Source organism: Bradyrhizobium sp. WSM4874, assembly GCF_055811835.1.
Genome location: NZ_JBVVPR010000017.1, coordinates 106,405 through 131,923, shown reverse-complemented (window position 1 = coordinate 131,923; position 25,519 = coordinate 106,405). Strand labels below are relative to the sequence as shown.

Annotated in this window: 27 protein-coding genes; 16 read left to right on the top strand and 11 right to left on the bottom strand. The window is 62.6% G+C overall.

The window, feature by feature from the left end; all coding sequences use genetic code 11:
• Positions 1–1,092: 1,092 nt before the first annotated feature.
• On the bottom strand, positions 1,093–1,359 hold the full coding sequence (gene rpsT / locus AC0L3P_RS19380) for a 30S ribosomal protein S20 (protein WP_007598259.1): 267 nt from the start codon (positions 1,357–1,359) through the stop codon (positions 1,093–1,095).
• Positions 1,360–1,745: 386 nt separating this feature from the next.
• On the opposite strand from rpsT, the gene AC0L3P_RS19375 reads away from it, so the two are divergent.
• From AC0L3P_RS19375 to AC0L3P_RS19365, 3 genes are all read left to right on the top strand, one after another.
• Positions 1,746–2,063, top strand: a complete 318-nt coding sequence (locus AC0L3P_RS19375) for a hypothetical protein (RefSeq protein ID WP_007616084.1) — start codon at positions 1,746–1,748, stop codon at positions 2,061–2,063.
• Between the two features lie 176 nt (positions 2,064–2,239).
• A complete protein-coding gene (gene msrA / locus AC0L3P_RS19370) occupies positions 2,240–2,896 on the top strand; it encodes a peptide-methionine (S)-S-oxide reductase MsrA (RefSeq protein ID WP_354064465.1) in 657 nt (218 codons plus the stop codon).
• A gap of 270 nt (positions 2,897–3,166) precedes the next feature.
• The gene (locus tag AC0L3P_RS19365) at positions 3,167–3,913 is read left to right on the top strand and encodes a polysaccharide biosynthesis/export family protein (RefSeq protein ID WP_354064467.1); all 747 of its coding nucleotides are present in this window, start codon (positions 3,167–3,169) and stop codon (positions 3,911–3,913) included.
• A gap of 100 nt (positions 3,914–4,013) precedes the next feature.
• On the opposite strand, the gene AC0L3P_RS19360 is transcribed toward AC0L3P_RS19365, so the two are convergent.
• From AC0L3P_RS19360 to AC0L3P_RS19345, 4 genes are all read right to left on the bottom strand, one after another.
• Entirely contained in the window at positions 4,014–4,493 is a 480-nt protein-coding gene (locus tag AC0L3P_RS19360; RefSeq protein WP_354205800.1) for a hypothetical protein, read from the bottom strand.
• Positions 4,494–4,627: 134 nt separating this feature from the next.
• Positions 4,628–5,302, bottom strand: coding sequence for a dienelactone hydrolase family protein (locus AC0L3P_RS19355; protein ID WP_354205802.1), 675 nt, complete (start codon positions 5,300–5,302; stop codon positions 4,628–4,630).
• A 190-nt stretch (positions 5,303–5,492) separates the two neighbouring features.
• Complete coding sequence (locus tag AC0L3P_RS19350) at positions 5,493–5,828, bottom strand: hypothetical protein (RefSeq protein ID WP_007598242.1); 336 nt, start codon at positions 5,826–5,828, stop codon at positions 5,493–5,495.
• A gap of 20 nt (positions 5,829–5,848) precedes the next feature.
• Positions 5,849–6,613: an alpha/beta fold hydrolase gene (locus AC0L3P_RS19345; RefSeq protein WP_354205804.1), complete on the bottom strand. Its 765-nt coding sequence runs from the start codon at positions 6,611–6,613 to the stop codon at positions 5,849–5,851.
• Between the two features lie 306 nt (positions 6,614–6,919).
• Between AC0L3P_RS19345 and AC0L3P_RS19340 the strand changes: the two genes are divergently transcribed.
• From AC0L3P_RS19340 to AC0L3P_RS19330, 3 genes are all read left to right on the top strand, one after another.
• A complete protein-coding gene (locus tag AC0L3P_RS19340) occupies positions 6,920–7,411 on the top strand; it encodes a (2Fe-2S)-binding protein (RefSeq protein ID WP_275168695.1) in 492 nt (163 codons plus the stop codon).
• On the top strand, positions 7,408–9,690 hold the full coding sequence (locus tag AC0L3P_RS19335; RefSeq protein ID WP_473304032.1) for a xanthine dehydrogenase family protein molybdopterin-binding subunit: 2,283 nt from the start codon (positions 7,408–7,410) through the stop codon (positions 9,688–9,690). The genes AC0L3P_RS19340 and AC0L3P_RS19335 overlap by 4 nt, the downstream gene beginning before the upstream one ends.
• A 267-nt stretch (positions 9,691–9,957) precedes the next feature.
• Positions 9,958–11,052, top strand: coding sequence for an HD-GYP domain-containing protein (locus tag AC0L3P_RS19330; RefSeq protein ID WP_007616064.1), 1,095 nt, complete (start codon positions 9,958–9,960; stop codon positions 11,050–11,052).
• A 95-nt stretch (positions 11,053–11,147) separates the two neighbouring features.
• Here the strand turns inward: AC0L3P_RS19330 and AC0L3P_RS19325 are convergent, their stop codons facing one another.
• Positions 11,148–12,728 (bottom strand): ATP-dependent acyl-CoA ligase, encoded by a 1,581-nt coding sequence (locus tag AC0L3P_RS19325; RefSeq protein ID WP_473304027.1) that lies wholly within the window; start codon positions 12,726–12,728, stop codon positions 11,148–11,150.
• A 222-nt stretch (positions 12,729–12,950) separates the two neighbouring features.
• Positions 12,951–13,361 (bottom strand): VOC family protein, encoded by a 411-nt coding sequence (locus AC0L3P_RS19320; RefSeq protein ID WP_473304024.1) that lies wholly within the window; start codon positions 13,359–13,361, stop codon positions 12,951–12,953.
• A gap of 124 nt (positions 13,362–13,485) precedes the next feature.
• Here AC0L3P_RS19320 and AC0L3P_RS19315 point away from each other — a divergent pair, with 124 nt between their 5' ends.
• Both AC0L3P_RS19315 and AC0L3P_RS19310 read left to right on the top strand, forming a co-directional pair.
• A complete protein-coding gene (locus AC0L3P_RS19315) occupies positions 13,486–14,460 on the top strand; it encodes a Bug family tripartite tricarboxylate transporter substrate binding protein (RefSeq protein ID WP_027514642.1) in 975 nt (324 codons plus the stop codon).
• 167 nt (positions 14,461–14,627) lie between these two features.
• Positions 14,628–14,906: a DUF3551 domain-containing protein gene (locus AC0L3P_RS19310; RefSeq protein ID WP_473304020.1), complete on the top strand. Its 279-nt coding sequence runs from the start codon at positions 14,628–14,630 to the stop codon at positions 14,904–14,906.
• 72 nt (positions 14,907–14,978) lie between these two features.
• Here the strand turns inward: AC0L3P_RS19310 and AC0L3P_RS19305 are convergent, their stop codons facing one another.
• The gene (locus AC0L3P_RS19305; protein WP_275168684.1) at positions 14,979–16,223 is read right to left on the bottom strand and encodes a S1C family serine protease; all 1,245 of its coding nucleotides are present in this window, start codon (positions 16,221–16,223) and stop codon (positions 14,979–14,981) included.
• Positions 16,224–16,424: 201 nt separating this feature from the next.
• On the opposite strand from AC0L3P_RS19305, the gene AC0L3P_RS19300 reads away from it, so the two are divergent.
• The 5 genes from AC0L3P_RS19300 to AC0L3P_RS19280 all read left to right on the top strand — a co-directional run bounded on the left by AC0L3P_RS19300 (position 16,425) and on the right by AC0L3P_RS19280 (position 19,391).
• A complete protein-coding gene (locus AC0L3P_RS19300; protein WP_473304017.1) occupies positions 16,425–17,042 on the top strand; it encodes a hypothetical protein in 618 nt (205 codons plus the stop codon).
• Positions 17,029–17,403 (top strand): transcriptional regulator, encoded by a 375-nt coding sequence (locus AC0L3P_RS19295; RefSeq protein ID WP_199198451.1) that lies wholly within the window; start codon positions 17,029–17,031, stop codon positions 17,401–17,403. Before AC0L3P_RS19300 ends, AC0L3P_RS19295 begins: the two co-directional genes overlap by 14 nt.
• Before the next feature lie 33 nt (positions 17,404–17,436).
• Complete coding sequence (locus AC0L3P_RS19290; protein ID WP_473304015.1) at positions 17,437–18,177, top strand: di-trans,poly-cis-decaprenylcistransferase; 741 nt, start codon at positions 17,437–17,439, stop codon at positions 18,175–18,177.
• A 121-nt stretch (positions 18,178–18,298) separates the two neighbouring features.
• A complete protein-coding gene (locus AC0L3P_RS19285; RefSeq protein WP_275168679.1) occupies positions 18,299–18,847 on the top strand; it encodes a GNAT family N-acetyltransferase in 549 nt (182 codons plus the stop codon).
• Positions 18,848–18,905: 58 nt separating this feature from the next.
• The gene (locus AC0L3P_RS19280; RefSeq protein WP_275168678.1) at positions 18,906–19,391 is read left to right on the top strand and encodes a Crp/Fnr family transcriptional regulator; all 486 of its coding nucleotides are present in this window, start codon (positions 18,906–18,908) and stop codon (positions 19,389–19,391) included.
• On the opposite strand, the gene AC0L3P_RS19275 is transcribed toward AC0L3P_RS19280, so the two are convergent.
• Positions 19,330–20,157, bottom strand: coding sequence for a metallophosphoesterase family protein (locus AC0L3P_RS19275; RefSeq protein ID WP_275168677.1), 828 nt, complete (start codon positions 20,155–20,157; stop codon positions 19,330–19,332). The genes AC0L3P_RS19280 and AC0L3P_RS19275 overlap by 62 nt on opposite strands.
• Before the next feature lie 219 nt (positions 20,158–20,376).
• On the opposite strand from AC0L3P_RS19275, the gene AC0L3P_RS19270 reads away from it, so the two are divergent.
• Together AC0L3P_RS19270 and AC0L3P_RS19265 are read left to right on the top strand one after the other, a co-directional pair.
• Positions 20,377–21,063, top strand: a complete 687-nt coding sequence (locus AC0L3P_RS19270; RefSeq protein WP_473304009.1) for a DNA-3-methyladenine glycosylase I — start codon at positions 20,377–20,379, stop codon at positions 21,061–21,063.
• A gap of 212 nt (positions 21,064–21,275) precedes the next feature.
• Positions 21,276–21,569, top strand: a complete 294-nt coding sequence (locus tag AC0L3P_RS19265; RefSeq protein WP_007598221.1) for a hypothetical protein — start codon at positions 21,276–21,278, stop codon at positions 21,567–21,569.
• A 113-nt stretch (positions 21,570–21,682) separates the two neighbouring features.
• Here the strand turns inward: AC0L3P_RS19265 and dinB are convergent, their stop codons facing one another.
• Positions 21,683–22,783, bottom strand: coding sequence for a DNA polymerase IV (dinB, locus tag AC0L3P_RS19260; RefSeq protein ID WP_473304005.1), 1,101 nt, complete (start codon positions 22,781–22,783; stop codon positions 21,683–21,685).
• Between the two features lie 122 nt (positions 22,784–22,905).
• On the opposite strand from dinB, the gene AC0L3P_RS19255 reads away from it, so the two are divergent.
• Positions 22,906–23,115 carry a hypothetical protein gene (locus AC0L3P_RS19255; protein ID WP_473304003.1) on the top strand — a complete coding sequence of 70 codons (210 nt, stop codon included), beginning with the start codon at positions 22,906–22,908 and terminating at the stop codon, positions 23,113–23,115.
• Between the two features lie 456 nt (positions 23,116–23,571).
• On the opposite strand, the gene AC0L3P_RS19250 is transcribed toward AC0L3P_RS19255, so the two are convergent.
• On the bottom strand, positions 23,572–25,182 hold the full coding sequence (locus AC0L3P_RS19250; RefSeq protein WP_473304001.1) for an AAA family ATPase: 1,611 nt from the start codon (positions 25,180–25,182) through the stop codon (positions 23,572–23,574).
• Positions 25,183–25,519 lie beyond the last annotated feature (337 nt).

Genomic DNA, 25,519 nt, shown 5'->3' with positions numbered 1-25,519 from the left:
AGGTCAGCGCGTACTCGGCGCTCCGTGACACGCGGGAGGCTTGGTGTCCGACGGATCTAAAACGGCATCGCTGGAAGTCGAAATGCTGGAAGTCGAAATGTGTTTCAATACCGCGTTGAGTTCGTAAGACATGATACCTCCCCGTCCTGCCGTAATTGCTCACGACAAGGTCCTGCGTGTCTAAACGACACCCGCGTCTTAGTCGGATGCCTGCCCGTGTACTCGTCGTCCGCTCGGCTTCGCCATCATGCCTGTCGGGGCAGCTTTCAAGATGTCTCTTAAGCGCAAGAGATAGATCCCGCTTGGAGACATTCAGACAAAGAGCTACCGTCCCACATTGCTGTGGGTTTTGATCCGACAATCGCTTGTTGAAGCGCCGCCTACGTGCACATCGCCGCCGATTTGCACGCTCGCCCCGTTTCCGATACCGCGCTGGTCTCAAGATCGTGGGCGCCGCTGACCTCTTAAGGAATACACTATGCGGAAAGACTCGCAACGGAATTGATTCACACTTGAGGCATCAAAAATCTTGATCTGCGTTAACGCCACGCAGACTTGTGCACAGGCTTCAGAGCAAGTTTTTGGAATCGTGCTCAGAATCGAAGACGCCACGTTTGATGTGACAATTCTCCGCCACCGCCAAAAATTTTTTACAAAAGCGTCACGCGCGCGACGCGCGGGTGAATTTTCCAAATGCTTGGCGTCACTATGTCGATAAGTTGTTAGCGAGCCATCGTTTTTTGAGTCTCGTTTCACAGGGTAACTCCATCGCGTGACGCGATCCGGGGAAACTACGGTGTGCAGAACTCGCAGGCACACGAATTCAACTTGCGCCCGCCTCGCAGGGGCTTTTTGCACCGCGGTGGAAGTTTCCGCTGTTGCAAAACCATTCGCAGGTAAAACTACGGACGCATCATGGTGCAAACGCCGCAATCCTCCGATCGAAGGTCGTTCGCCGCGTGACTGGTTGCGTGACTATGACGGGCAACAAAAAAGCCCGGCGCGATGCCGGGCTGTTTGACGGGTGTGATGTGCGATGTGATCGCCCGATCGAATGACTCGACCGGACGGCGTGCCAGAACGCTCGCGAGTTTACTTGGCGAGCTTGGCGATCTGCGCGGTGAGCCGCGAGACTTTGCGGCTGGCATTGTTCTTGTGAATGATGTTTCGCTGCGCGGCGCGCATCAAAGCGGGCTCGGCATTCGCCAGCGCCGTCACGGCAGCGGCGCGGTCGCCGGTCTTGATGGCTTCTTCGACGTTACGCACGGCACCGCGCATCTGGGTGCGGCGCGACTTGTTGACGGCGGTGCGGCGGGCGATCTTGCGCGTCGCTTTCTTGGCGGAAGTGGTATTGGCCATGGTCTCAATGTCCTTTGCGGGTACCGGTCGCGTCTTGGTCGGGTAGCGCCGGCTTGCTTGACCGCGTAATCGACGCTCGGATTTAAGGTGTTCGGTTGCTAGGCCGTTCCCGGAACATGAGCGACAGCCTTTCGGCCGTCTCTGAGGCCCAAAGAGCCTGCATCTGCTCAAAGAACAGCGGCGGCAGGATTGCGCCCGCCGCCAGTTGGCGCCCTTATAGAGAGGGTCTTTGGCACCGTCAACGCTTTCCCGGGCTGGACAAGCAGCCCCTTAGGGCGCGGATGAGTGCCGTAACGCCCTGAAGAGGTTGAATTTCTGCCGTCTCCCTTGTATTGGCTGGCGGCGTTCCGAGGGTCGTCCGATCGGACGACCATAGAGGGTGAGGCATGATCCGCGGCTTTTTCCGACTGATTGGGCTGTTGCTGCTCGCCGGCGGGTTCATCTTCATGGTCTACGACGGCGCCCGCTGGGTGGCCGACCAGACCCTGCGGTTCACTCGCTTCGGCCAGTTCTGGAACGACATCAATCAGGCCAGCCAGACGGCATTCCGGACCTGGGTCGAGGCCAAGGCGCCCTGGCTCTGGACCTCGGTGATCCGCCTGGTGCTGGATCAGCCGGTTTTCGCCGTCCTCGGCATTCTCGGCATCCTCCTGATGATCCTGTTCCGCCCGCGCAAGCCGCTGATCGGCTATTCCCGGGATTGAGCTTTCAATCCGCGCGACTCGAACCGGCGCGCGGGCGGCGTAACAGGGCTGCCCCTTTGCGCGTAAAGACTTATATTCCCAACTGATCACGAGCACGCCGCCTGAGCGCTTGGCTCATCGCCTTGGCTCAATAGCTTGTCCCAGGCGACCGACAGCTCGTTCTTGGAGATCCGTCCATGCTGTTCATGCGCAAGACCACCGCATTGCCGAGCGCCACGGAAGCGCTGCCGGGCCGTGCGCAAGCCATTCCGACCGCGACCACCCATTTCGTCAACGGCGCGAAGTTGCAGCCGCCTTATCCCGCCGGTCTCGAGCAGGCGGTGTTTGGGCTCGGCTGCTTCTGGGGCGCCGAGCGCAAGTTCTGGGAGCTCGGCGACGGCGTCTACGCCACCGCTGTCGGCTATGCCGGCGGCCACACGCCGAACCCGACTTATGAAGAGACCTGCTCGGGCCGCACCGGTCACACCGAAGTGGTGCTGGTCGTGTTCGATCCGACCAAGGTGTCGTACGAGAAGCTGTTGAAGACGTTCTGGGAGAGCCACAACCCGACGCAGGGCATGCGTCAGGGCAACGACGTCGGCACGCAATATCGAAGCGCGATCTACACCTATTCAGACGCGCAGAAGAAAGCGGCCGATCAATCGAAGGCGCTCTATCAGAAGGCGCTTGCTGCAAAAGGTCTCGGCACCATCACCACCGAGATCGCACCCGCCGGCGAATTCTACTTTGCCGAGGACTATCATCAGCAATATCTCGCCAAGAATCCCGCCGGCTATTGCGGCCTGGGCGGCACCGGCGTGTCCTGCCCGATCGGGGTGGGTGTGAGCGCGTAAGTCTAACCACGAACTCGCTGCACCTCTCCCGCTTGCGGGAGAGGTCGACGCGACTCGGGCGATGCGAAGCATCGTCCCGAGCGCGGCGGGTGAGGGCTCTTTCCTCTAGGGGGCTGTCTCGTCGTGGAGACACCCTCTCCCCAACCCTCTCCCGCAAGCGGGAGAGGGAGCGCACTGCGCCCTTAGCCGCATCGCCACCCGCCCCCTCAACGCTTTATTAACCATAACCGGTGCATCACTGGATTTGTCTCGTTTCGAGGGATAGGTCCGGTGCCGGTTGCACGCGCGTTTCGATGGTCGATTTCGGCAGTGTCCCTGGCAGCGTCCGCCGCGCTTGCCCTTGGCGGCTGCATGCAGACCGCCGGCCCCGTCGCGGTGATGCAGCCGCGCGCCGATCTCGACTCCATGGCCTATGGCCAGCCCTATTACGCGCCACAGCCGGTCGCGGTCGCCGACGGTGGCGGCGCCATCGGGGCGTTGCGCAATTCCTTTGCCTCTTCGCCTGCGCCCATGCCGGTCGGTTACGCCGCACCGATGGCGGCGCCGGTCCGCTACGATTCCTCCTACCATCTCGACGCCGGCGACAGGCTGCGCGTCGTGGTATATGGCCAGGAAGGTCTCACCAACAGCTACGCGATCGACGCCGGCGGATCCATCACCATGCCGCTGATCGGCGGCGTGCCCGCACGCGGTCGCACTCCGGCGGGACTTGCGGGCGAGATCGCCGCGCGGCTGCGCAACGGCTACATCCGCGAACCCTCGGTCGCCGTCGAGATCGAGGCCTATCGCCCGTTCTTCATTCTGGGCGAAGTCTCCGCGCCCGGCCAGTATCCTTACGTGCCAAACATGACGGTCGAAAGCGCCGTCGCGATCGCCGGCGGCTTCTCGCCCCGCGCCAAGCGCGACGTGGTCACCGTCACGCATACCGAAGCCGGCGGAGCCATGCGCGCCGTGGTGCCGCTCGGCACCCCCTTGAGCCCCGGCGACACCGTGTTCGTCGGCGAGCGCTGGTTCTAGAGCGTTTTCGAGCGAAGTGGATACCGGTTCGCGTGAAGAAAACGCGTCAAAAATGAATCTAGAGCTTCGGCTCTGATGCAATCAGAACCGAAGCTCTAGCTCACCTTCTGAAATCCAGCCGCCCGTTCGGAAAACATCCGTCGATGCGCGCGGCATCGACCACGCGCCCGATCCATGGCCGCGTGATCGCGGGATTGGTTAGGTTGATGTATTTCCCCACCAGGCGCGCGCCCTCGCGCGCAGCATCGATCAGCCCGTGCCGTCGGCCGTGATCCCAATCGAAGCGCAGATAGATGCGTCCGCCTGCGACCCGCACCTCCGCGCGCCCGTCTTTCCACGTCTCCGGCGTATCGCCGGCGATGGTCGGATCGGCGCCGCCATTCCAGCGGCTGGCCCACGGGCCTTCCAGAGGATCGGACAGCGCCTGAATGTCTGCCCAATGCGCCGCGTTGTCGTCGGCCGCATCGCCCGAAAGTAAGGCGGTTGCGGCATAGTCCATGACGTCGCGATCATCAGGCGCGGGCACGTCCATGGTGCCGAACGGATTGCGGATGACGATGTTCGTATTGGCCTGCTGCATGACGATCTCCCGGCGTACGATGGCTTGATCAGCCAGCTCTATCGCCGGGCAGCAGGATGCAGCCACCCGATTCCTGCTCGCCATTGCGCGCCTGCGCCTGTCGGCGCCTCCCGGAATGACAGCGAAGCCGCGCGCTACGATTTCAAATGCCTGGCGAAAAATTCCATGCTGCGCGGCCAGGCGATGTCGGCGCTCGCCTTGTCATAGCTCGCCCGCTCATCGCAATGGAAGCCGTGCTGGGCGCCCGGATAGACGAAGACCTCGACGTCCGGCCGCTTCGTCTTGATGGTCTCCACGTCGGTCAGGGGAATGCCGGCATCCTTCTCGCCAAAATGCAGCTGCGTCGGCGCTTTTGGTGTCTCGTCAGCAAAGCGCACGACGGCGCCGCCGTAATAGCCGATAGCGGCATTCAGGCCCGACAGCCGCGTCGCCGCGACAAAGGCGACGCTACCGCCCAGGCAAAAGCCGATGATGCCAACCGGACCGACGCTCTTCACCGCATCGATCGCCGCCTGCGTATCGCGCAGCATCGCGTCCCAATCCGGACTGGCGACGAACTTGCGCGCTTCCGCGATCTCGTCAGGCGTGTAGCCGGACTGGAAGCCCGGCGAGGTCCGGTCGAAGATCGACGGCGCGATCGCGACATAGCCTTCCCCGGCGAGGCGATCGCAGACCGAGCGGATGTGATGGTTGACCCCGAAAATTTCCTGGATCACCACCACCGCGCCCTTCGCCGTGCCCGCGGGGTCAGCGCGATAGGCACTGAGCTGGAAATTATCGGAGGCCGTCAGCTTGATGTCTTGTCCCACGCGGGTTGTCCTTTTTAGTTAGTCTTCGATTGCGGGTTCCGCTCGTTCCACAAACTCGTCATGCCCGGGCTCGTCCCGGGCATCCACGTTCTTGGTGAGGCAGGAAAGACCGTGGATGGCCGGGACAAGCCCGGCCATGACGATGTGGCAGCTTCAACGCATGATGGCGCAGAGAGGATTGCTCTGCGTCTCACTCCCACATCCAGTTCTCGCCGTAATCCTCCTTCCATCCCGCCAACCGGCCATGACGAAACTGCAGGAACAGGCGGTGACGGTTGGAGATCAGTCCGCTGCCGCCGATATTGCGAAGCGCGAGATAGATCTCGTTGCCGGGGCGGCCCCTCACATATTGCAGGGGTTGGCCGAGGGCGCGCGCGGTTTGCCCGGCATCCATGCCGAAGGCGAGCGGGGTGTTGTTCGACAAGGTCGCGACGAAGGGCAGGCGGGGCGGTGTCCCGCCGAATTGCTCGGCCTGCGCGGATACTGACAGCAACACCGCGCCCGCAGCCAACATCGCTCGCTTCATTGCCAGTGTTCCTGTCCGATCTATTCCGGCAAGTTCTTCAGGAAAGGCAGCACCGCGTCAACAAAAGCCTGCGGCTGGTCGATGTTGACGGCGTGCCCGGCGGCGGGGATCACGGCCTTTTGTGCGCCGGGAATTTTCGCGGCCATATAGTCGGACGCGGCGAGAAACGGCGTGTCGTCGGCGCCGACCACGATCAGGCTGGGCACCTTGATCTCTGGCAGTAGCTCGATCACCTTCGCATCGCGCTGGGTCAGCATGCCGCGTGCGGCGAGCGCCAATCCCCTGGCACTGCGATGGTTCGCGGTGGCGCGCTCGCGCGTCGCCGCCTTCAGCACGTCGAGCCCTTCGCGATCGAGCTTGTCGGCAGTGGCGAGCGCCCGCGCATTCCAGGCCTCGCGTGCGTCATCTTTCTTGAAGCCCGGGCCGGTGTCGATAATCAGCAGCGCGCGGACGCGCTTTGGATGCGCGCGAGCGAAGGCGAGCGACATGTAGCCGCCGAGCGACAGTCCGCCGATGATGGCGCGCTCAGTGCCGACCGCATCGAGGATCGCCGCCATGTCGCCGACCGTGAGCGCTTCGCTGTAAGCGGCGGCATCGGCGGGATAGTCAGACTGGCCGTGACCGCGCATGTCCCACAAGATCAGCTTGTGATCCCTGGCAAGCGCCTCGACCTGCCCATGCCACATCGCCGAGGTCGAGGAGTAGCCGTGGGTGAGCAGCAGCGGCGGACCTTCGCCATGAACCTCGTAGTAGATTCCGACGCCGTCCCGATCGATCCCAGGCATTGCTTCCACCTTGTCATCTTGTTTCTTCGCTCATCCTAACGCGGTCGGTTACTCGGAGGAAACCGCCGTGACGCGATGGCCTGCATGCTTGGTGTGCACTCTGTTGCGTTCAGCCGCTGCATCACCGCCGGTCTCGCAACGCACAAGAAGCGCGCGCCGCGTTTGTTTCGATCGTTTCCAAATTGCATTTGCCTCCGCGCCTGAACGCGATCATTCTTGCGGGCAAGGCTGGCGCCGGCCCGGTGGGCGTCCGCTACTCAAGTTGCCGCCGTAAGCGGCTTCATGCACCGGCAGGGGAAGACGCCTATGCCAACTCTCACCATCAACGGGCGGAGTCTGTCCGTGGATGCGGCGAATGACACGCCGCTCCTCTGGGCGATCCGCGAGCAATTGCAGATGACCGGCACCAAGTTCGGCTGCGGTGCCGGCCTGTGCGGGGCCTGCACCGTGCACGTCAACGGCGAAGCCGTGCGTTCGTGCCAGACCATGATCAGCGATGTCGCCGGCAAGAAGATCACCACCATCGAAGGCCTCGCTGCCAAGGGCGACCATCCCTTGCAGAAGGCATGGATCGCCGAGCAGGTTCCGCAATGCGGCTACTGCCAATCCGGGCAGATCATGCAGGCGGCATCGCTGCTAGCGAAGAATCCAAACCCGACCAAGGAAGAGGTCGTGGCGCATATGGACGGCAATCTCTGCCGTTGCATGACCTATTCGCGGATCCAGAAGGCAATCATGCGCGCCGCAACCGAGATGCGCACCGCATCCGCCTCCGGCAACGAGCGGAGGCCCACATGAATAAGCACATCAAGACCGTCACAGCCGAAACGACTGATCTTAGCCGCCGCTCCTTCCTGGTCGGCACCGCCGCGACCGGCCTCGTGCTCGGCTATGCCGGCGTGCCTGGCATCGGTGAGGCGCTTGCCGCGCCTTCGGCCTTCGAGCCGAGCGTCTGGTACGCGATCGCGCCCGATGGTCTCGTCACCGTCACCTGCGGCAAGGCTGACATGGGCCAGCACATCGCCTCCACCATGGCGCAGATCGTGGCCGAAGAGTTAGGGGCCAAATGGAGCGACATGCGCGTCGCCCTCGCCTCCAACGATCCGAAGTTCAACGATCCCGTGTTGGGCGCGCAGATCACCGGCGGCAGCTGGTCGACCATGATGAACTTCGACGCCATGAGCCGGGCTGGCGCAGCCGGGCGGATGGCGTTGAGCGAAGGTGCGGCTGCCGCGATGGGCGTGCCGGCGTCGGAACTCGTGGTGCGCGATTCCATGATCTCGCATCCGAAGTCGAAGAAGACGATGTCGTTCGCCGATATCGTGAAGAGCGGCAAGGCGACCAAGACCTTCACGCCGGACGAGCTCAAGGCGATCGTGCTGAAGACGCCGGATCAATACACCATGATCGGCGTTTCGGTGCCGCAGCTCGACATTCCCTCCAAGACCAACGGCACGGCCAAATACGGCATCGACGTAATGCTGCCGGGCATGGCCTATGGCGCAGTGGTGACGCCGCCGGTGCGCTTCGGCGCCACGGTGAAATCGGTCGACGACAGCGCCGCCAAGAAGGTGCCGGGATTCATCAAGGCCGTCACCCTCGACGACAAGACCGGAACGACTTCGGGATGGGTCGTCGCGGTCGCCAGCACCTATGCCAACGCCAAGAAGGCAGCGCAGGCGCTCAAGATCGCCTATGACGGCGGTCCGAATGCGAAAGTGTCGAGCCAGTCGCTGCTCGACGAAGCCAAGCGGCTTCAGAAGCTGGAGGATTCCGGGCAATTCTTTGTCAAGGACGGCGATCCCGCGGCGGCGTTCGGCACGGCGACCAAGGTGCTGGAGGCGGAGTACACCACCAGCATCAACATCCACGCGCCGATGGAGCCGATGAACGCGACTGCGGAGTTCAAGGGCGACATCCTGCACATCTATTCCGGCAACCAGTTCGCAACGCGCTCCGGTGCGATCGCGGCGGGTGCGGCCGGGATCGATCCGAAGTTCGTGGTCATGCACCAGATGTGGCTCGGCGGCGGCTTTGGCCGCAGGCTCGATGCCGACATGATGATTCCGGCGGTGCAGGCGGCAAAGGCCATCGGCAAGCCGGTGAAGGTGATCTACACGCGCGAGAACGACATGACGATGGATTTCTCGCGTCCGCTCACCTACCAGAAAGTGAAGGCGGGCGTGGACGGCGACGGCAAGCTCGTCGCGCTCAGCCACGACGTGGTTTCGGCCTGGCCGACGGCGCGCTGGGGAATCCCCGATTTCCTGACGCCCTCGGTGGACAAGAAGGGTCCGCTGGACTCCTTCACGGTGAACGGGGCGGACTTCTTCTACACCGTGCCCAACCATCATGTGCGCGCGATCAAGAACGAGATGGCGCACAGCGCCACGCCGTCCGGCCAGCTCCGCTCGGTGGCACCGGGCTGGACCTTCTGGGCGGTCGAAAGCATGATCGACGAGATCGCGGCTGCCGCGGGCAAGGACCCCGCGCAGTTCCGCATCTCGCTGCTCGACGGCGCCGGCAAGAACGACGGCGGCGCGCAGCGGCTGCGCAACACGCTGCTCGCCGCGATGGGCCTTGCCGGTTACGGCAGCAAGAAGCTGCCGAAGGGTGAGGGCATGGGCGTGGCCTGCGTGTCGTCGCAGGAACGCGCGACCGCAAGCTGGACGGCCTGCGTCGCCCACGTCGCCGTCGCGCCGTCGGGCGAGGTGACCGTGAAGAAGCTCACGGTCGCAACCGACGTCGGCACGCAGGTGCATCCCGACAACATCCGCGCCCAGGTCGAGGGTGCGGCGCTGTGGGGCCTGTCGCTGGCGATGTACGAGAAGGCGACGCTGAAGGACGGTGGCATCGAACAGACCAATTTCGACAGCTACACGCCCTTGCGCATGAGCCAGGTGCCCGAGGTCGCGATTGCCGTGATCGCCAATGGCGAGAAGGCCACCGGCGTCGGCGAACCCGCGGTGACGGTGATTGCACCCGCGATCGGCAACGCCATCTTCAACGCCTCAGGCGCCCGCGTCCGGGCCCTGCCGATCACGGCCGAAGCCGTGAAGGGCGCGATGAAGGCGTAAGGCTGGTTGCGATTGTTGACCTGACATGATCCGCCGGGGGGGCAGCCCCCGGCGGTTTCGTCGTTAAAAAATCCCTGTGTTTGCAAGCACATCTTTACTGTGCATGGGGTTGTTTTCGAGGTTTTTGATTGGAGCCGCCCGGGAAGGCGAACTCCGTAAAATTGTCCCTGATTCCGCAGGGTTCCATTGAGCACGCCTCTTAAGGGCCGGAGAACCTGATCCGGCTTAGGCTTTGGCCCGAAACACGCCCGTGCTCTTGGGGAAGCCATGAACGCCTCAGCCAAACCAGCCGCCAAACGCCGGCTTCTGCTCGCCTCCGACCGGAGCGACGAGAGCACCGAACTCGCCAGCATCCTCAAGGCGGTCGGCGACGTTGCCACGGTGACGACGCAGGAGCTCCCCGAGCAGCCCTCGCGCGATCTCTCCGGCCTCGTGGTCGACATCAATTTGCGCTCGCCCGAGAGCGTGCAGCGGGTGCGCAACAAGCTGCGCGGCGACGCCTATCGCGCGATGCCGCGACTGTTCGTGCTTGCGGACGCCCTGCATCACGGCACCATGCAGGCCTGGGCGCTGGGCGCCACCGACACCATCTCGCGGCCGCTTCAGCCCGAGGACATCCTGCAGCGCATCCGTGCGGCCTTCCCCGACACCGCCGTCTATGACGCGACCGATCGCGGCAAGACGCTCAACCGCGGCGTCGAGGCCGCACACGCGGTGCTGAAGAAGATGTTCGAGAAGCTGCCGCTCGGCGTGCCCCTGACCTTCGACGACGTCATCGCCGCCGAGAGCAAGATCCTGAAGGCAATCAAGCACTCCTCGCTGCGCGAGTGGCTCACCACGGTGGGCTGCCACCATGTCGGCAGCTACCGCCACTGCCTGTTCGTGACCGGATTTGCGGTCTCCTTCGCCCAGCATCTCGGCATGCGCGAGGACGACCAGCGCCGGCTGACCCGCGCCGCGCTGCTGCACGACGTCGGCAAGGCGTTCGTCCCCTCCGCGCTGCTCGACAAGCCCGGCAAGCTCACCGACGAGGAGATGGCCGAAATCCGCCAGCATCCGCGCCGCGGCTATGACGCGCTCGCAGCGCAGGGCGGCTTCCCGCCGGAGATGCTGGACGTCGTGCTGCATCACCACGAATTCCTCGACGGCTCCGGCTATCCCAACAATCTCTCGTCGAACCAGATCAGCGATATCGTGCGGGTCACGACGATCGTAGACATCTACGCGGCACTCGTGGAGAAGCGCGCCTATCGCATGCCCTTCACCCACGCGCGAGCGTTTGCGATGATGGAAGGCATGGGCGGCAAGCTGGACCAGCAGCTGTTGCAGGCGTTCCGCCCGGTGGCGCTGGGGTCGTTCTGATTTAGGGGTCATTCCGGGGCGCGCGGAAAGCGCGAACCCGGAATCTCGAGGTTCCGGGTTCGGTGCTTCGCACCGCCCCGGAACGATAGAAAAACTCACCCCACCATCTTCCTCAGCTCCGCCTTCGCCACCTTCTCCAGCGTCGAGCGCGGCATGTCGTCGACGAAGCGGATCTCGCGCGGCACCTTGAAGTCGGCGAGGCCGGCGCGGCAGGCGGCCATCACCGCCTCGTGCAGATCGGGCCGCGCACCGGCGACGCCCCCTTGCGGGATGATGAAAACGACCGGCACCTCGTCCAGCATCGGATGCGTCTTCGCCACCACGGCGGCCTCGCGCACGCCAGGGACGACTGCGACCACCTGCTCAATCTCGGACGCGGCGACGTTCTCGCCGCCGACCTTGAGCATGTCCTTGCTGCGGTCCCCGAAGCGGATGTAGCCGTTCTCCAGCCGCACCACCCGATCACCGGTGAGAAAGAAGCCGTGCTCGTCGAAGCTTTCGCGCGTCGCCTTCTCGTTGTGCAGATATTCGGCGAACAGCGACAGGCCGACGATGCCCTTGATCGAGAGGTTGCCGGTGTCGCCGACCTCGGTCGGCCTGCCGTCGTCGTCGGTGATGCGGATTTCATATTCCGGCGCGGCGCGGCCAATCGACATCGGAATGTTGGGCTGGTCGATCTCGCCGACGATGCCGTGGGTGATGGTCTCGGTCATGCCCCACCAGCCGATCATCTTGACGCCGAAGGCGGCGAAGGCCGGCGGTTCGTTGATCGCGGTGCCCCACAGACGGAATTTGTGATCGCGCGGGATTTCCTGCTCGAGCAGCGCCTTCATGCAGAACGGGATCGTCGAGGTCCAGGTCGAGCCGTGCTCGCGCGCGGCGCCCCAGAACCGGCTGGCGGAAAAGCGCGGCTGGATCATGCAGGTGGCACCGACCCAAAGCGTCGCCAGCATCGAATAGGCCAGCGCGTTCGTATGGAACAGCGGCAGATAGGTCTGATGCACGTCGCTTGCGTGCAGGTCCTCGTGCGCGGCGTTGATCTTGGCGCCCCACAGCGCGTTGGCGTGGGTCCACAGCACCGCCTTGGGGCGCGATGTCGTGCCCGAGGTATATTGCACGCTGCACGGCGCGAGCGGATCGGTCGCGCGCCTGGGACGGTCGGCACTGTCGGCGAACAACTCCTCAAAGCTGTCGCTGCGCGAAACCGGTTTTGCGGGCGCCGCGCCCGAATCATGCGAGGTCACCGCCATCCAGCGGATGTTGCGGCAGTTCTGTGCGACGATCTCGGCATAGGCCGGCTGCGTGATCGCGGCGACCGCGCCGCAATGATCGGCAAAATAGTCGAGCTCGGCCGGTGCCGAGCGTGTGTTGGTGGTCACCGCGATCGCGCCCAACTCGACACAGGCAAACCAGGCCAGCAGCGCCTCGATGCAATTGTCGAGGTGAATAAGCACATACTCGCCCGGCTTGACGCCGCGCTTCGCCAGTCCCGCCGCGAGCGCGCCGACCCGCTCGTGAAACTCACCATAGCTCCAGCGCCGCGCGGGCGCGTCGAACGGCGCCCAGATCAGGAATGGATGCGAGCTGCGCACCTCGGCCCGCATCTTCAGCAGCCAGGGCACGTCGAGCCCGTCGAATGGGCCCACGATTCCGGCGGCGGCTTGCGAATTCGGCATGTGTCCTCCCGTGCAACCTGCATCTTGTCGTCGGCCGCGTTTTGATAATTGCGTCTTCCTGCCATCGGACGGCGCGGGGCGCAAATGCCGTGCTCTCTCTGCCGTCATGGCCGGGCTTGTCCCGGCCATCCACGCGCTGACGCATGGTACGAAGAACGTGGATGCCCGGGACAAGCCCGGGCATGACGACGGAGTGCGTGGCTCGAAGCGCCTTACCGGCCGTCAGTCCTCATACGACGAAATCTCGATCAGGCTGCCATCCGGATCCCTGCAATAGACCGAGCGCAGGGTGCCGCGCGCGCCCTGCTTGGGAACCGGACCCTCCTCGATCGCGACGCCATGTGCCTTCAAATGCGCCACCACCTCGTCGGGGCTGGCGGAGGTGAGGAAGCACAGATCCTCGCTTCCGGGGGTCTGGTGGTCCGCGGTGAACCACTCCACCTTGTCGGCATCGCGGGGCCGGACGTTGATCTTCTGGTTACCGAATTGTAGCGAAGTCCGCGGCGCTTTGCCGCCGCCGGGGTCGAACACCTTGACTTCCATGCCGAGAATCTTGCCGTACCACGCGGCGGTCTCTGCGACATCCGCGACGTTGATCACGAGATGATCGAGGGCTTCGACCTTGACCGCCATGCCTTATCCTTTCGTCGCGATGCGCCCCGTGCACTTTCCGCCTGCGGCAAGCTTTGTTACAAGCGCGCCGACGCCATTTTCAAGCTATCTGGCTTCAAGAACAACACTTGGGAGAACCCTTGAGATGATCACTCGCCGTACCGCGCTGAGCCTGCTCGCCGCCAGTCCGCTTGCAGCCAGCCCGCTGTCGAAGGCCCTTGCCGCCGACTACCCGACCCACCCGGTGAAATGGGTGGTCGGCTATCCGCCGGGCGGGGCCACCGACATCCTGGCGCGGCTGATCGGCCAGCGGCTGTCGGAGAAGTTCGGCCAGCAATTCGTGATCGAGAACAAGCCGGGTGCCGGCAACAATATCGCGACCGAATCGGTCGTCAATGCCGAGCCCGACGGCTACACGCTGCAACTGGTCAATCCGGCCAACTACATCAACGCCTCGCTCTACACCAACCTGAAGTTCAACTTCGTGCGCGACATCGCGCCGGTCGCCTCGTTCCAGCGTGTGCCGAACGTCATGACCGTCAACAAGGACGTGCCGGCCAAGACCGTCGCCGAATTCATCGAATACGTGAAGGCCAATCCCGGCAAGGTCAACATGGCCTCCTCGGGCAACGGCACCTCGGTGCATCTGTCCGGCGAGATGTTCATGGCGCTGACGGGCTGCAAGATGCAGCACGTGCCCTATCGCGGCGCCGCGCCCGCGATCACCGACATGCTCGGGGGCCAGGTGCAGGTGATCTTCGACAACATGCCCTCGATCATCCAGCACATCCGGTCCGGGGCGCTCCGCGCCATCGGCGTCACCACGGCGGAGCGCTCGCCGCAGCTGCCCGACGTGCCTGCGATTGGCGAGACCGTGAAGGGCTACGAGGCGAGCGCGCTGTTCGGCATGGGGGCGCCGAAGAACACGCCCAAGGAAATCATCGCCAAGCTCAACAGCGAGATCAACACGCTGATAAAGGAGCCGGACATGGCCAAGCGCCTGGTCGAGCTCGGCGGCGAGCCGCGGGCGCAGACGCCCGAGGCGTTCGGCGAGGAGATCAAGGCCGAGACCGAGAAATGGAAGAAGGTCGTCGAGTTCGCCGGCCTCAAGGTCGAGTAGCGATCTTGTGATGTCCGTGATTGGAGCCCTGCCCCGTTCGGCAGGGCTTTTTTCTTGCGTATCAAGGTTTCTTGCACGCCAGCCTCGTTGATCTGGAATAAAACGGCTTGGCGAAACCTGATGCTATATGGCGCGTATCTCGCGCTGTGAGGATAGGAGTTGGGATCATGCGCAAGACGCAATTGGCACTGCTGGGCCTCGGCGCCACACTCCTGGCCGGCTTCTCCGCCGTCACGCCTGCAGCGGCGCGCGACTATCCCTGGTGTGCCCAGGGCGGTGAGTATGACTATCCGGGCGAATGCTCCTACAGCACCTATGAACAATGTCAGGCTAGCGTGTCCGGCCGACTGCTGTACTGCGATCGAAATCCCCGCTTTGCCTACAGCCAGGTTTCGCCGGCGCAACCGCGGCTGCACCGGCGACCGCGGCCCGTCGCGCCGTACTAGCGAGCTGGCTGATTTCAGCCCGGACAGAGCGCTTCGTATAGGCCCAACCGCTCCATCCGGCCTGCGTTGCCGCTACCGCTTCGCCTCAGCCTGTTCCGTACCGTTGCACGAGATCAGCATCGTATACGGCCGCGCGTTGCCTGCGATGTCGGTGGTCTTGATCTCGCCCTTCGGTTCGGCAGTCTGGTAGGGCACCACGGAGTTGTCGAGGAAGTCACGCAGCGCGCCGGTCTTGATCGCGAAGTTGATGTTCTCGGGGATGTTGCCGGTCGCAGCCGCGACCCGTAATCCGTCCAGCTTTCCCGTAACGACGCCCACGATCTGCCCGGTGGTGTCGAACAGCGGGCCGCCGCTATTGCCGGGCTGCACCGGCGCACTGATTTGCAGGAAACGCGAATCGTTGCGCATGCCGCTGAGCGAGCTGACGATGCCGGTCGTCACGGTGAAGTCCGAAGTCAGCAGCCCATGGAAGGGAAAGCCGATCGCGACGACGGAATCGCCGGAGCGGATCGAGCGATCGCGGATGCGGGCGAACTCCTTGAACGTGGTCGTCGACGGCGCCTGCAGCAACGCGAGGTCGTTGTTGGCGTCGCTCGACACCACGCGCAACACCATTCCGGCTTCACCCGTGAGATTGCCCTTTATGTCGCCGACGCAGCCATTGATCACATGGTTATTGGTGACGACGTGTCCGCTGGCACTCACGACAAAGCCGGTACCGCTTTTGGCTCTGGTGGGCTTGCTAGCCGACGGGGATGCCTGTTTGTCCGGCGCGGCCTGCGGCTTTGCCGCAACCTTCGTAAAGTCTCCAGCCTTGCTCAGCCCGTCGGCTTTGACTTTGGTGACGCAATTGGCCAACGCCGCGATCACGGGCCCGGCCGAGGTCAGGTCGAAGTTCAGGACGGTGCGGCCGCTCGTCGCCACCATCAGGCTCGCCTTCTGAAACGTTCGTACCACGTTGGCAGGCATGACGGAGCTGAGCATGTTCGTCTGGTTGGCCGTGGCGAACAGTCTGGCCTGCTCCTGTCCGTCAAAGATGACGTCGATCGCGGCGTTCTCGCCCTTGGTGAAGCGGTAGCTGGGACTCGCAAAGCTCAATATCCACGAGCCCCCAGAATTCTGGCCGACCACGAGAATGACGCCGTTGGCATAAGGCGCCGTCGCGGCACAATGCGAGAAGGCTCCCGTTTCGTCATTGCTGAACGCGCCGCCGACCCAGTTGCCGATTTTTACGCTGCCGAATGGCCCGGCCGCGTGCGCTGCGGTGACGACGCCAAGCTGCAATAAAGACGCAACGATGAATGACTTAAGCCACATACTTTCCCCCAGAGCGCATTCGCGCGCATCTTATCTGTGGGAGGAGGTGACGCGCAACCGGCAGTTGTCCGGCGAGGGACCAGTGTTGAGAGGCGACGTTCGGGCTTGCCTTTACTTTGCGATCCGATATACTTTGCAATACAAAGTAATGGGACCGATATTCCCGGCAAGCATGGGCGGAGCGAGGTTTTGGCGTTGCCAATGCGCGATCTCGACAAGGCACTGGCCGACATCGTGGCGATCCGCAGCCAGATTGCGGCCGGCACGGCATTCCGCGGCTACGGCCCGGCGACCATGGCCGCGACCGGCGCGGTCGCGTTTCTCACCGCGATCCTGCAAATCTGGTTGCTCGATGATCCCACCGGCGAGCCGCTCGGTTTCTTCTTCGGGTGGTTCACAGCCGCCGCGCTCTGCGGCCTGATCATCGGCGTCGAGATGCGCGCGCGTTCGCGCCGCCATCATTCGGGCCTCGCCGATGCAATGATCCACCAGGCAGTCGAGCAGTTCCTGCCCGCAGGCGTTGCCGGTGTGCTGCTCGCGGTGGTGATGTGGAAATTCGCAAGCGAAACGTTGTGGCTGCTGCCCGGCCTGTGGCAGATCCTGGTGTCGCTCGGCATTTTCGCCTCCGTCCGGTCGCTGCCACGCACCGTGGCGCTCGCCGGCGCCTGGTATTTCATCTCCGGCTTCGCGGTGGTCGTGCTCGCGAGCCAAACCCACACGCTGTCGCCGTGGACCATGGGCCTGCCTTTCGTGATCGGGCAGTCGGTAATGGCGGGCATTCTTTATTTCGCATCCGGAGACCATGATGTCGAAGATTGACAGCGCACCCTTCTCTTATGAAGGACTGGACCGCGTGATCCACGAAAAGGCGAGGCTCGGACTTCTGACCTCGCTGATGGCGCACCCGAAGGGTCTGGCGTTCGCCGATCTCAAGCAGCTCTGCGGCCTCACCGACGGCAATCTCAGCCGGCATCTCGCCGTGCTCCAGGAAGCCGGCCTCGTCGAGGTGACCAAGGGCTATGAGGGCAATCGCCCGCACACGACCTGCCGCCTGACCAAGGCCGGCCGCCGCCGCTTCCTCGACTATCTCGCCGTGCTCGAACGCCTGGTGCGCGACGCCGCCAAGGCCGCCGGCCGCGAGACGGCGCCGCTCGGCCGTCTCGGTATCGTCTCGACCTGATCCCCTTCCCTTTTTTTGACCGGAGACTTTGCAATGCAAAGTGACCTTGCGTCCCGCAACGAGAAGCTTCACGTCGGCATCATCATGGACGGTAACGGCAGATGGGCGACGCGGCGCGGCATGTCGCGCGTGCGCGGCCATGAGGCCGGCGTCGAGGCGATCCGCCGCATCGTCGAAGCCGCGCCCAAGCAAGGTATCGGCACGCTGACGCTCTACGCCTTCTCGACCGACAATTGGCGAAGGCCGAAGGCCGAGGTCGGCGCGCTGATGACGCTTCTGCGCTTCTATCTCGCCAACGAGGTGCAGAGCCTGGTCAAGAACGGCGTGCGCCTCACCGTGATCGGCCGCCGCGACCGCCTGCCCGACGGCATTGCCAATGCGATTGCGCGAGCGGAAGACGCCACCGCGCAGGGCAGCACGCTTCATCTGCGCATCGCCGTCGACTATTCCGCGCGCGATGCCATCCTCAACGCGGCGGCCAAGGCGGCGGCGTTGACGAGTCTCACCCGCGAGGCGTTTTCGCAGCTCGTCACCGGCGAGGCCGGTTTGCGCGACGTCGATCTCATCATCCGCACCTCGGGTGAGAAGCGGCTGTCGGACTTCCTGCTCTGGGAAGGTGCCTATGCCGAGCTGCACTTCACCGAGCGGATGTGGCCCGAATTCGACGCGGGCGATCTCGCCGCGGCCCTGGCCTCCTTCCACGGCCGCGAGCGCCGCTTCGGCGGCCTTCAGGCGATCGTGCCGGAGGAGGTGCCGTCACTCTCTCGCGTGTGACGCCCGGCACTCGGCAACGAACTGTTCGTTTTCGGCCGCAAGATTGGCCGCAATGTCCAAGCGGTAAGCGCGCGGTCTCAGTTAGGTGTGCATTCGATGCAACCTGCCGAGAGCCTCGCGCATGTCACAGTTGTTGCTGGATGCCATTGTCGAGCCAGCCGAAGCCAACGCCACGGTCCGTATCAGGCCGGCCAGCGCGTCCGATCTCGAGAGCCTCTCGATCTATTTCACGGGCCTCTCCACGACATCGCGCAACAAGCGTTTCATGGGTGCGCGGGCGGACTTTGCCGTGGTCGCGGCCGAATGCGTCGCCAGGACCAGCCATCCCGATCAGTTCACCCTGCTCGCCGAGATCAGGCAGGAAGGGGAAGGCACGATCATCGGCGAAACCAGATACGCGTACGATGCGGCTGCACGGCATGGTGATTTCGCCATCTCCGTTGCCGATGGCTTTCAGCGCAAGGGCGTCGGCCTCCGGATGATGACGGCCTTGGAGAGGCACGCGAGCGATCTCGGTCACGAGATGATTGCAGCTGAGACCGCGCGCGTGAACGCCGAGATGCGCGGCCTTGCGAAGAAGGCGGGGTTCGAGGACACCGGTCTGGGAGACTGGCAGTCGGTCCACCTGGCGAAGCGGCTGTCGCGGGTGCGGGGCTTGCCGCAAATTTGAGCAAGCACGCGACGCCGATCGTGCCCTACTATCTCCCTGCGGCGGGAGCTTTGGTCGGATGCGCGCAGTTCTGGATTATTGCACCGGTGGGACGGAGCGGCAGGTTGCGGCCGGCACGATTATCGTCGCCGAGGGCGGCACCACCGGTCATCTTTTTGTGCTGATGCAGGGCAAGCTCGAGGTGCTCAAGGGCGAGATGGTGGTCGCCACCGTGGTCGAGCCCGGTGCGGTGCTGGGCGAAATGTCGGTGCTGCTGGGACAGCCGCACACTGCGACCGTTCGGGCCTGCTCTGATTCCGTCGTCTACGAATTCGAGGATGCCGCCTCGTTCCTCAAGCAGGAGGCGGGCGTGGCGCTTCTGATCGCCAAAATGCTGGCGCAGCGGCTCAATGTCGCCAACACCTATCTCGCCGATCTCAAGCAGCAATATGCCGGCCACGGCACGCATCTGGCCATGGTCGGCGAGGTGCTCCAGAGCATGATCAACCTGCCGCCGCTCGAGGTCTCGCCAGGCTCGGATCGGCAATCCGATCCAAGAATGTGAGCCAGTCGGGCGGCGCCTCGATCGGAGCGGCGGGCCGCTTCAGCGGCGCGCCAAGATCGATCCATTGCGCCTCACCGGCCGCAAGCCAGAACGCCCTGTCCGCATCGAGGTCCAGCACGATATATGTCGGCGGGCGGCCGGGTTGCAGGCCGGTATTGAAGACCCAGGTCTGGCCGAGCCGGTCGAACCACGAGCCATCGGTAATGAACGGCGACTGATGCACATGGCCCGAGATCACCATCGAGGGCTGGTACTGCATGATCCATTGCACCAGCTCGACGTCGCCAAAAAAACGCTTGCCGCCCCAGCTCGTCGGTGAATCCGCCGGCGGCGCATGATGTATCCAGATCCAGCGCTGCGGCCGGCCGGCCGCGGCGGCGGCGAGCTGCGCGACGAGGCGTTCCTTGACCAGCGGCCCATCCCACCATGGGCACACCGTGAACAGCGTGTCGCCGATGGTGAGGCCGTCACCGTCGCAGGCAACGCCCAACTCGCGCACCTCCGAGATCCAGCGCGAGATCTTTTCGCCTTCCGCATTGCGCTCGTCGAGATCGTGATTGCCCGAGCAGAGGATCACGCTTGTCTTCGCGGCGAGCAGGGCGAGGTACTTCTTCACCACCACGATCTGCGCGCGAAAATCCACCATCGAGCCAATGTCGAGCGCATCGCCGGCGAAGATCACGAGGTCGAATTGCGGAGCGGCGCTGACGAGCCAGTCGAGCTGAGGCAGCGAATAGTGCAGGTCGGCCACGACCAGGCAGCGCATTGGAAATCCACGGGTGAGACGTCAAAAATGCTCGGGGATTGCAAAATGTCTGAACGCAAGAAGCGGACCAGTGGCATTTCTTGCCAATTCAACGCGGGCAGTATGCTGCGGCCCATCCGCGGGTGCAAGCATCGAAGCGTTGCCGGGCTGGACCGGATCATCGAATTCTGATGTCGTAGCGTATCCTCAACAGCTCGCGCCCCCAACAGCTCGTTTCCCATGACCTCGTTCAAGACCATTTGTGCTCGCGCGGAAAAGCGCAAGGGCGGGCCCAAGGCGCTCGAAAAGCTGATGCCCGAAAAGCCCGACCTGAAAGGCCTCGCCAAGCGGGGCGACGACCGCATTCTCGCAGAGATGACGAAGCGTGTGTTTTGCGCCGGCTTTGCCTGGAGCGTGATCGAGACGAAATGGGACGGGTTTGAAGACGCCTTCCTGCGTTTCCAGCCGGCCAAGCTCACCTTCCAGCCGGAGGATTATTGGGAGGGCCTGCTGCGCGACGCGCGCATCGTGCGCAACGGTGCCAAGATCATGTCAGTGCGCGACAACGCCGCCTTCGTCCAGGAGATCGCAAAAGAGCACGGCAGCTTCGGCAGGTTTTTGGCGAAATGGCCGCCGTCCGACCAGATCGGCCTGCTCGATCTCCTGAGCAAACGTGGCAGCCGGTTAGGAGGGAATACCGGCCAGATGCTGCTGCGGTTCGTCGGCTGGGACGGCTTTGTGACGTCCAGGGACGTCGTGGCGTGCCTGCGCGATGCCGGTCTCGACATTGGCGAAGAGGTCAAGTCGAAGGGCGATCTCGCCAAGGTGCAGGCGCAGTTCAACGCCTGGGCCGAGGAGACCGGGCTGTCCTACACATATCTGTCACGCATCTGCGCGCTGTCTGTCGGCGAGAACAGAAGCGAGTAGCGAATTCGGCTCTTGGAATGTCGAATCATGTGCGTCCTGTGGCGATCTCGTGCCGCAAGCGCGGCAGACGCGACGCGCGATCACGAAATGCATTCCTCAGGAACATTTGTGCGCAGCACCCGTTCGGGAATTGAGCCAGGCGAACATCGGCGCAGGGAACGCCCGCTCTGGCTCAGCGCAATGAAACCGACGTGACAGAAACGGAGCAGCTCATGAAGCTCACATCCGAACAGGTGAAGCAGACCGTCAACCAGCTCGGCGCTCAGGTGCTGCCCGACGAGCATCCCGCCATGCCGCAGCTCAACAGCATGTTCGGCGAGCACACTTTCTTCGTCGATGAGACGGGGCTGAAGGTCGTCGAGCCCACGGCGCCGCCCGGCACGGAGCGCCAGAGCGGCGAAGTCGTCAGCCTCGCCGATTGGGGCGATTCCGAGCTGACACGCCTGATGGCGCACGAGCCCGAGCCGACCGGCGTGATCGTGGTGTTCGAGCACGTGAGGCATTGACCAGCCCCGTCGGATCGACCTTCGGTGGCGAGTCTGAAAACCCGCCACCGTTCATTCACGGCGAGCGCGCTCTGCGCGCCTGGCTGCGTTCGCCAAAAGCCCGTCAGTTCAGTTCAGATGCCGAGAGTCAGCTGCGGCTCCGCATCGTCCCCGGCCTGGAGGGAAGACAGCGATACTCCCAGCAGCCTGACGCTCTTGGGCAGCGGCATCTCGACTTCGAGCAGGCCGCAAGCCAGCCGCTCGAGAACGTCCCGGCCTGCGACCGGCGAAGGGGCCGACCTGCTGCGCGTGATGATCTCGAAGTCGGCAAACTTGATCTTCAAGGTGACGGTGCGGCCACGGCTGCCCGTCGCCTCGCAATGGCGCCACACCTTCTCGACGAGCGGCTTGAGCTCGGCGACCAGCGCGTCAAATTCGGTGAGATCGTTTGAAAACGTGGTCTCCGCGCCGATGGACTTGCGGACCCGGTTGGCCCGGACCGGCCGTTCGTCGACACCGCGCGAGATCCAGTAGTAATAGGCGCCCGACTTGCCGAAATTCGCATTCATGAACTCCAGCGTCTGACGACGAATATCGAGACCGGTGAACATGCCGAGCGCGTTCATCTTCGCGCCCGTGGCCGGGCCTATCCCGTGGAATTTTCCGACCGGAAGCGTCTCGACGAAGGCGGGTCCCATCTCCGGTGAGATCACGAATTGACCGTTGGGCTTGCGATGGTCGGAGGCGAGCTTGGCCAGGAACTTGTTGTAGGAGATGCCGGCCGAAGCGTTGAGGCCCGTCTCGGCCTTGATCCTCTCGCGGATCCTAAGTGCGATATCGCGCGCCAGCGGGATGCCTTGCAGATTCTCCGTCACGTCGAGATAGGCCTCGTCGAGCGACAACGGCTCGATGATCGGGGTGTGCTCCGCGAAGATGTCGCGGATCTGCCTAGAGATCGCCTTGTAGACCTCGAAGCGCGGCTTGACGAAGACCAGATCGGGACATTGTCGCTTCGCCGTCACGGATGGCATGGCGGAGCGAACGCCGAACTCGCGGGCCTCATAGCTGGCGGCCGCGACGACGCCACGTTCTGCGGAGCCTCCGACCGCGACCGGCTTTCCGCGCAGCTCCGGATGATCGCGTTGTTCCACGGACGCGTAGAAGGCATCCATGTCGATATGGATGATCTTGCGGACGGGCGAGGCTTCGCCGGTCGCCGTGTCGGATTCGCTCATGGCAGGATGATACAATCGAGCGGCGTGAAGTGCGAGGTGAGGGGTGATTCACAGAGCAATCTCAAGCTTGTGAGTGGCAAGCATGGGCATGCGCTCTAATATGAGCCTGCGGAGGACAGCCCATGCAATACAGCTCCGAACTCATTCGAACGATGCGTCAGGCGCTGGAGGCCGTGATGGCGAGCGTGCCGCCCGATCAATCGGTCTTCGGCCTGAAAGCGGCCGTAGCCGAATGCATCCTGAAGACGGCCGCACACGGTCAGACGTCTTACGACGGACTGGTCACGTCGGGTTCCGACCAGGTCCAGGCGATCATCTCGATGCTGACGTGAGGGTCGGCTCGGTGGAGCAGGCGATGACTCCAGCTTGCATTGGAAGAGACTGGCGCACCCGACACGATTCGAACGTGTGACCTTTGCCTTCGGAGGGCAACGCTCTATCCAGACGCTCGGCTTCGCTCGCTTGATCGGTCGTCAAAATCAACTGCTTACGCAGTTTACGACCTTTTCTGAGCTACGCAATTCCCCGTGTTTCCTTACAGCCGCTGTGACCAGGGTGTGACCGCCAAAATCTCGTTAACCGTAAGGAGAATGCCGCCAGCTGCGAAGCGAGGTTGTGCCTAGTTATCAGGGGACGGGAGGTCGGTGCCGAAGAAGGGGGCCGGAGGGGGGCCGGGGGGCCGTAAGACCCCTGAATGGGCCTCGAGTTTTTCTCACAGAAAAGCAGCAAATTCAGAGCGAGGGAGCCTCTATCACGCAGTTGTCCGCTACCGGACTTTCCAGCATGGATTACGATCGCGCGAAGATGCATTCCCGCAACTCAACGAAAGCTGCCATGCTCTCGGTGAGATACTCAGCAAGGGCGATCTTGAAAGTCTCGCTGTTCAAGCTGCTTTTAATCCCGCAGATATTTTTGATGCGGCCGGTCTCGTCCTTGAGGTTCTGGTTGCAGATGTCAGTTACGAAGACATCGTAAGCGGCTTCATCAAAAGTAAGTTTGTTGTCAGAACAATATGCCATCAAAACTTCTTTGTCGAAGAGGTAGTTTTCCAACTCAAAGCGCTTCATCACCCTATGATTCGCAGGATTGTTTTTCAGATACACCTGACGGTCGTTTTCGTCGGTTGTCTTTCCAGAAGCCATGTCTCTGTCTTTGAAAACAAGAACTTCAATGTTCGGGAATACCTTGCTCAGAATAGCTATTGCTATTGTGCTACGCTGATCGAGTTCGGTATTTCCACCACTTGAAATAAAGAGCGCGTCTGGATGACGTTCTACGAAGACTTTGTTGAGCACCTGAGCATCCATGCCGCGTTCGGCGCCTCTTCTGCCGGGATCACCCCTTCCCTCGCAGTAAATGATGGTTTTAGGGCTCACCAAGCTTGCTAGATCGTCCAGGGCTACCGCGAATAGGTCACGCCAAGCGGTTACACCAGCCTTCATCGGTGTTAGGGTATAAGGCTTAGATGCCAGTTCATATTCGTTTTTGAATTGAATAATCTGGCACTTGTCTCTCATCTGCGTTTGCAGCGTACGCAAGAAGCCGATGCTGTGAGTAGTTAGCCAGATTTGACAAGCGTTTCCTATCAGCCGATCAATCTCTATCAGAAGCTTTCCTTGGATGGCTGTATTGATGTGAAGCTCTGGCTCATCGATTAAGAATACTGTGTCGTCGTAATCATGCTTGCGCAGGTACAGATCCAGAAGCAAATCGACTACTTCCTTTTCCCCCGATGATAGAACGTTGAACTCAAAGTCTTGAGGGTGGTCCAGCTTCTTGAAATATAACGTTCCTTGGTTAGCATCAATGTTTCCGACGCTTGCGATTTTTAGATCCAGGCAGTTCCCAAGAGAAGCGTTCAAGTCCCCGACTATATGAGCTCTTGCTTCACTTGGCTTCACATCGTTGTCCTGCATGTAGCGATAAACTGCAGCTTGCAGGCGTCGATAGTTGCTCTCCATCTTCGAATCGAGACTGGAGGCGTCAGCAGCGCCATAGTCGTTAAGATGAATCGCGCTCAGTGCCCGGATAGCGTCTATTTTAACGTTGGTGTTGTACCGGTACGGACTCCGGAAAGAGAACACCGTATTGTCCTTGCCCAGCTTATCGCGAGCTGCTCGCACGTCGATGTACGAGCCTTCGACAAATTCGATCGCAATGTTGCCGTGCGCGAAGGCTTTACCCGCATGCATTGAGTGATAGCTCGAGTCCCGCCCTCCTGTCTCACCAATGCCGCGCCAAGCTGAATGATGATAAAGCAATCCATCGAGCACACTGCTCTTGCCACAGCCATTCGGCCCCACAAGCGCGACGATACGGGCCGGCTCGTCACCCAAGTCAATCGTAAGGTCGTGGAAGCGCTTGTATCCGTTCTTCAGCCTCAACTTCTTGATCCGCATTAGTGCCCCCGATTTCCCAGCCCGCCAGATTAGATAGCACGCAATTTTTTGTTGTCGCGGCTCTTTTATTCCAAAGGAGGCGGGGCCTGGCTTGGATCAGAATACACGGGGCGGTTCGCCTGCCTTCCTCAGATGCCGCGCAGGCGTATGCGACTCAAGGCCGAAGGCTTGGTCTTTTGCGCGTATGGCAGCAAAAGGCTACTACTCAGGCAGTCTCACGGAGCGAAGTTCTGTCAGAGGGATGCTTGCTTGTCTCGCGACACTGATAATCGCACACTGAGATGGGTGGTAGAACAAGCCTAAGTCCGAGAATTCTGGATCGTCGCCATGATACCGG

Bases quoted from the DNA above. Each gene is read 5' to 3' on its own strand.
- rpsT (WP_007598259.1), bottom strand. From the start codon at position 1,359: ATGGCCAATACCACTTCCGCCAAGAAAGCGACGCGCAAGATCGCCCGC.
- AC0L3P_RS19375 (WP_007616084.1), top strand. From the start codon at position 1,746: ATGATCCGCGGCTTTTTCCGACTGATTGGGCTGTTGCTGCTCGCCGGC.
- msrA (WP_354064465.1), top strand. From the start codon at position 2,240: ATGCTGTTCATGCGCAAGACCACCGCATTGCCGAGCGCCACGGAAGCG.
- AC0L3P_RS19360 (WP_354205800.1), bottom strand. From the start codon at position 4,493: ATGCAGCAGGCCAATACGAACATCGTCATCCGCAATCCGTTCGGCACC.
- AC0L3P_RS19350 (WP_007598242.1), bottom strand. From the start codon at position 5,828: ATGAAGCGAGCGATGTTGGCTGCGGGCGCGGTGTTGCTGTCAGTATCC.
- AC0L3P_RS19345 (WP_354205804.1), bottom strand. From the start codon at position 6,613: ATGCCTGGGATCGATCGGGACGGCGTCGGAATCTACTACGAGGTTCAT.
- AC0L3P_RS19340 (WP_275168695.1), top strand. From the start codon at position 6,920: ATGCCAACTCTCACCATCAACGGGCGGAGTCTGTCCGTGGATGCGGCG.
- AC0L3P_RS19335 (WP_473304032.1), top strand. From the start codon at position 7,408: ATGAATAAGCACATCAAGACCGTCACAGCCGAAACGACTGATCTTAGC.
- AC0L3P_RS19330 (WP_007616064.1), top strand. From the start codon at position 9,958: ATGAACGCCTCAGCCAAACCAGCCGCCAAACGCCGGCTTCTGCTCGCC.
- AC0L3P_RS19325 (WP_473304027.1), bottom strand. From the start codon at position 12,728: ATGCCGAATTCGCAAGCCGCCGCCGGAATCGTGGGCCCATTCGACGGG.
- AC0L3P_RS19320 (WP_473304024.1), bottom strand. From the start codon at position 13,361: ATGGCGGTCAAGGTCGAAGCCCTCGATCATCTCGTGATCAACGTCGCG.
- AC0L3P_RS19315 (WP_027514642.1), top strand. From the start codon at position 13,486: ATGATCACTCGCCGTACCGCGCTGAGCCTGCTCGCCGCCAGTCCGCTT.
- AC0L3P_RS19310 (WP_473304020.1), top strand. From the start codon at position 14,628: ATGCGCAAGACGCAATTGGCACTGCTGGGCCTCGGCGCCACACTCCTG.
- AC0L3P_RS19305 (WP_275168684.1), bottom strand. From the start codon at position 16,223: ATGTGGCTTAAGTCATTCATCGTTGCGTCTTTATTGCAGCTTGGCGTC.
- AC0L3P_RS19300 (WP_473304017.1), top strand. From the start codon at position 16,425: ATGCGCGATCTCGACAAGGCACTGGCCGACATCGTGGCGATCCGCAGC.
- AC0L3P_RS19295 (WP_199198451.1), top strand. From the start codon at position 17,029: ATGTCGAAGATTGACAGCGCACCCTTCTCTTATGAAGGACTGGACCGC.
- AC0L3P_RS19290 (WP_473304015.1), top strand. From the start codon at position 17,437: ATGCAAAGTGACCTTGCGTCCCGCAACGAGAAGCTTCACGTCGGCATC.
- AC0L3P_RS19285 (WP_275168679.1), top strand. From the start codon at position 18,299: ATGTCACAGTTGTTGCTGGATGCCATTGTCGAGCCAGCCGAAGCCAAC.
- AC0L3P_RS19280 (WP_275168678.1), top strand. From the start codon at position 18,906: ATGCGCGCAGTTCTGGATTATTGCACCGGTGGGACGGAGCGGCAGGTT.
- AC0L3P_RS19275 (WP_275168677.1), bottom strand. From the start codon at position 20,157: ATGCGCTGCCTGGTCGTGGCCGACCTGCACTATTCGCTGCCTCAGCTC.
- AC0L3P_RS19270 (WP_473304009.1), top strand. From the start codon at position 20,377: ATGACCTCGTTCAAGACCATTTGTGCTCGCGCGGAAAAGCGCAAGGGC.
- AC0L3P_RS19265 (WP_007598221.1), top strand. From the start codon at position 21,276: ATGAAGCTCACATCCGAACAGGTGAAGCAGACCGTCAACCAGCTCGGC.
- dinB (WP_473304005.1), bottom strand. From the start codon at position 22,783: ATGAGCGAATCCGACACGGCGACCGGCGAAGCCTCGCCCGTCCGCAAG.
- AC0L3P_RS19255 (WP_473304003.1), top strand. From the start codon at position 22,906: ATGCAATACAGCTCCGAACTCATTCGAACGATGCGTCAGGCGCTGGAG.
- AC0L3P_RS19250 (WP_473304001.1), bottom strand. From the start codon at position 25,182: ATGCGGATCAAGAAGTTGAGGCTGAAGAACGGATACAAGCGCTTCCAC.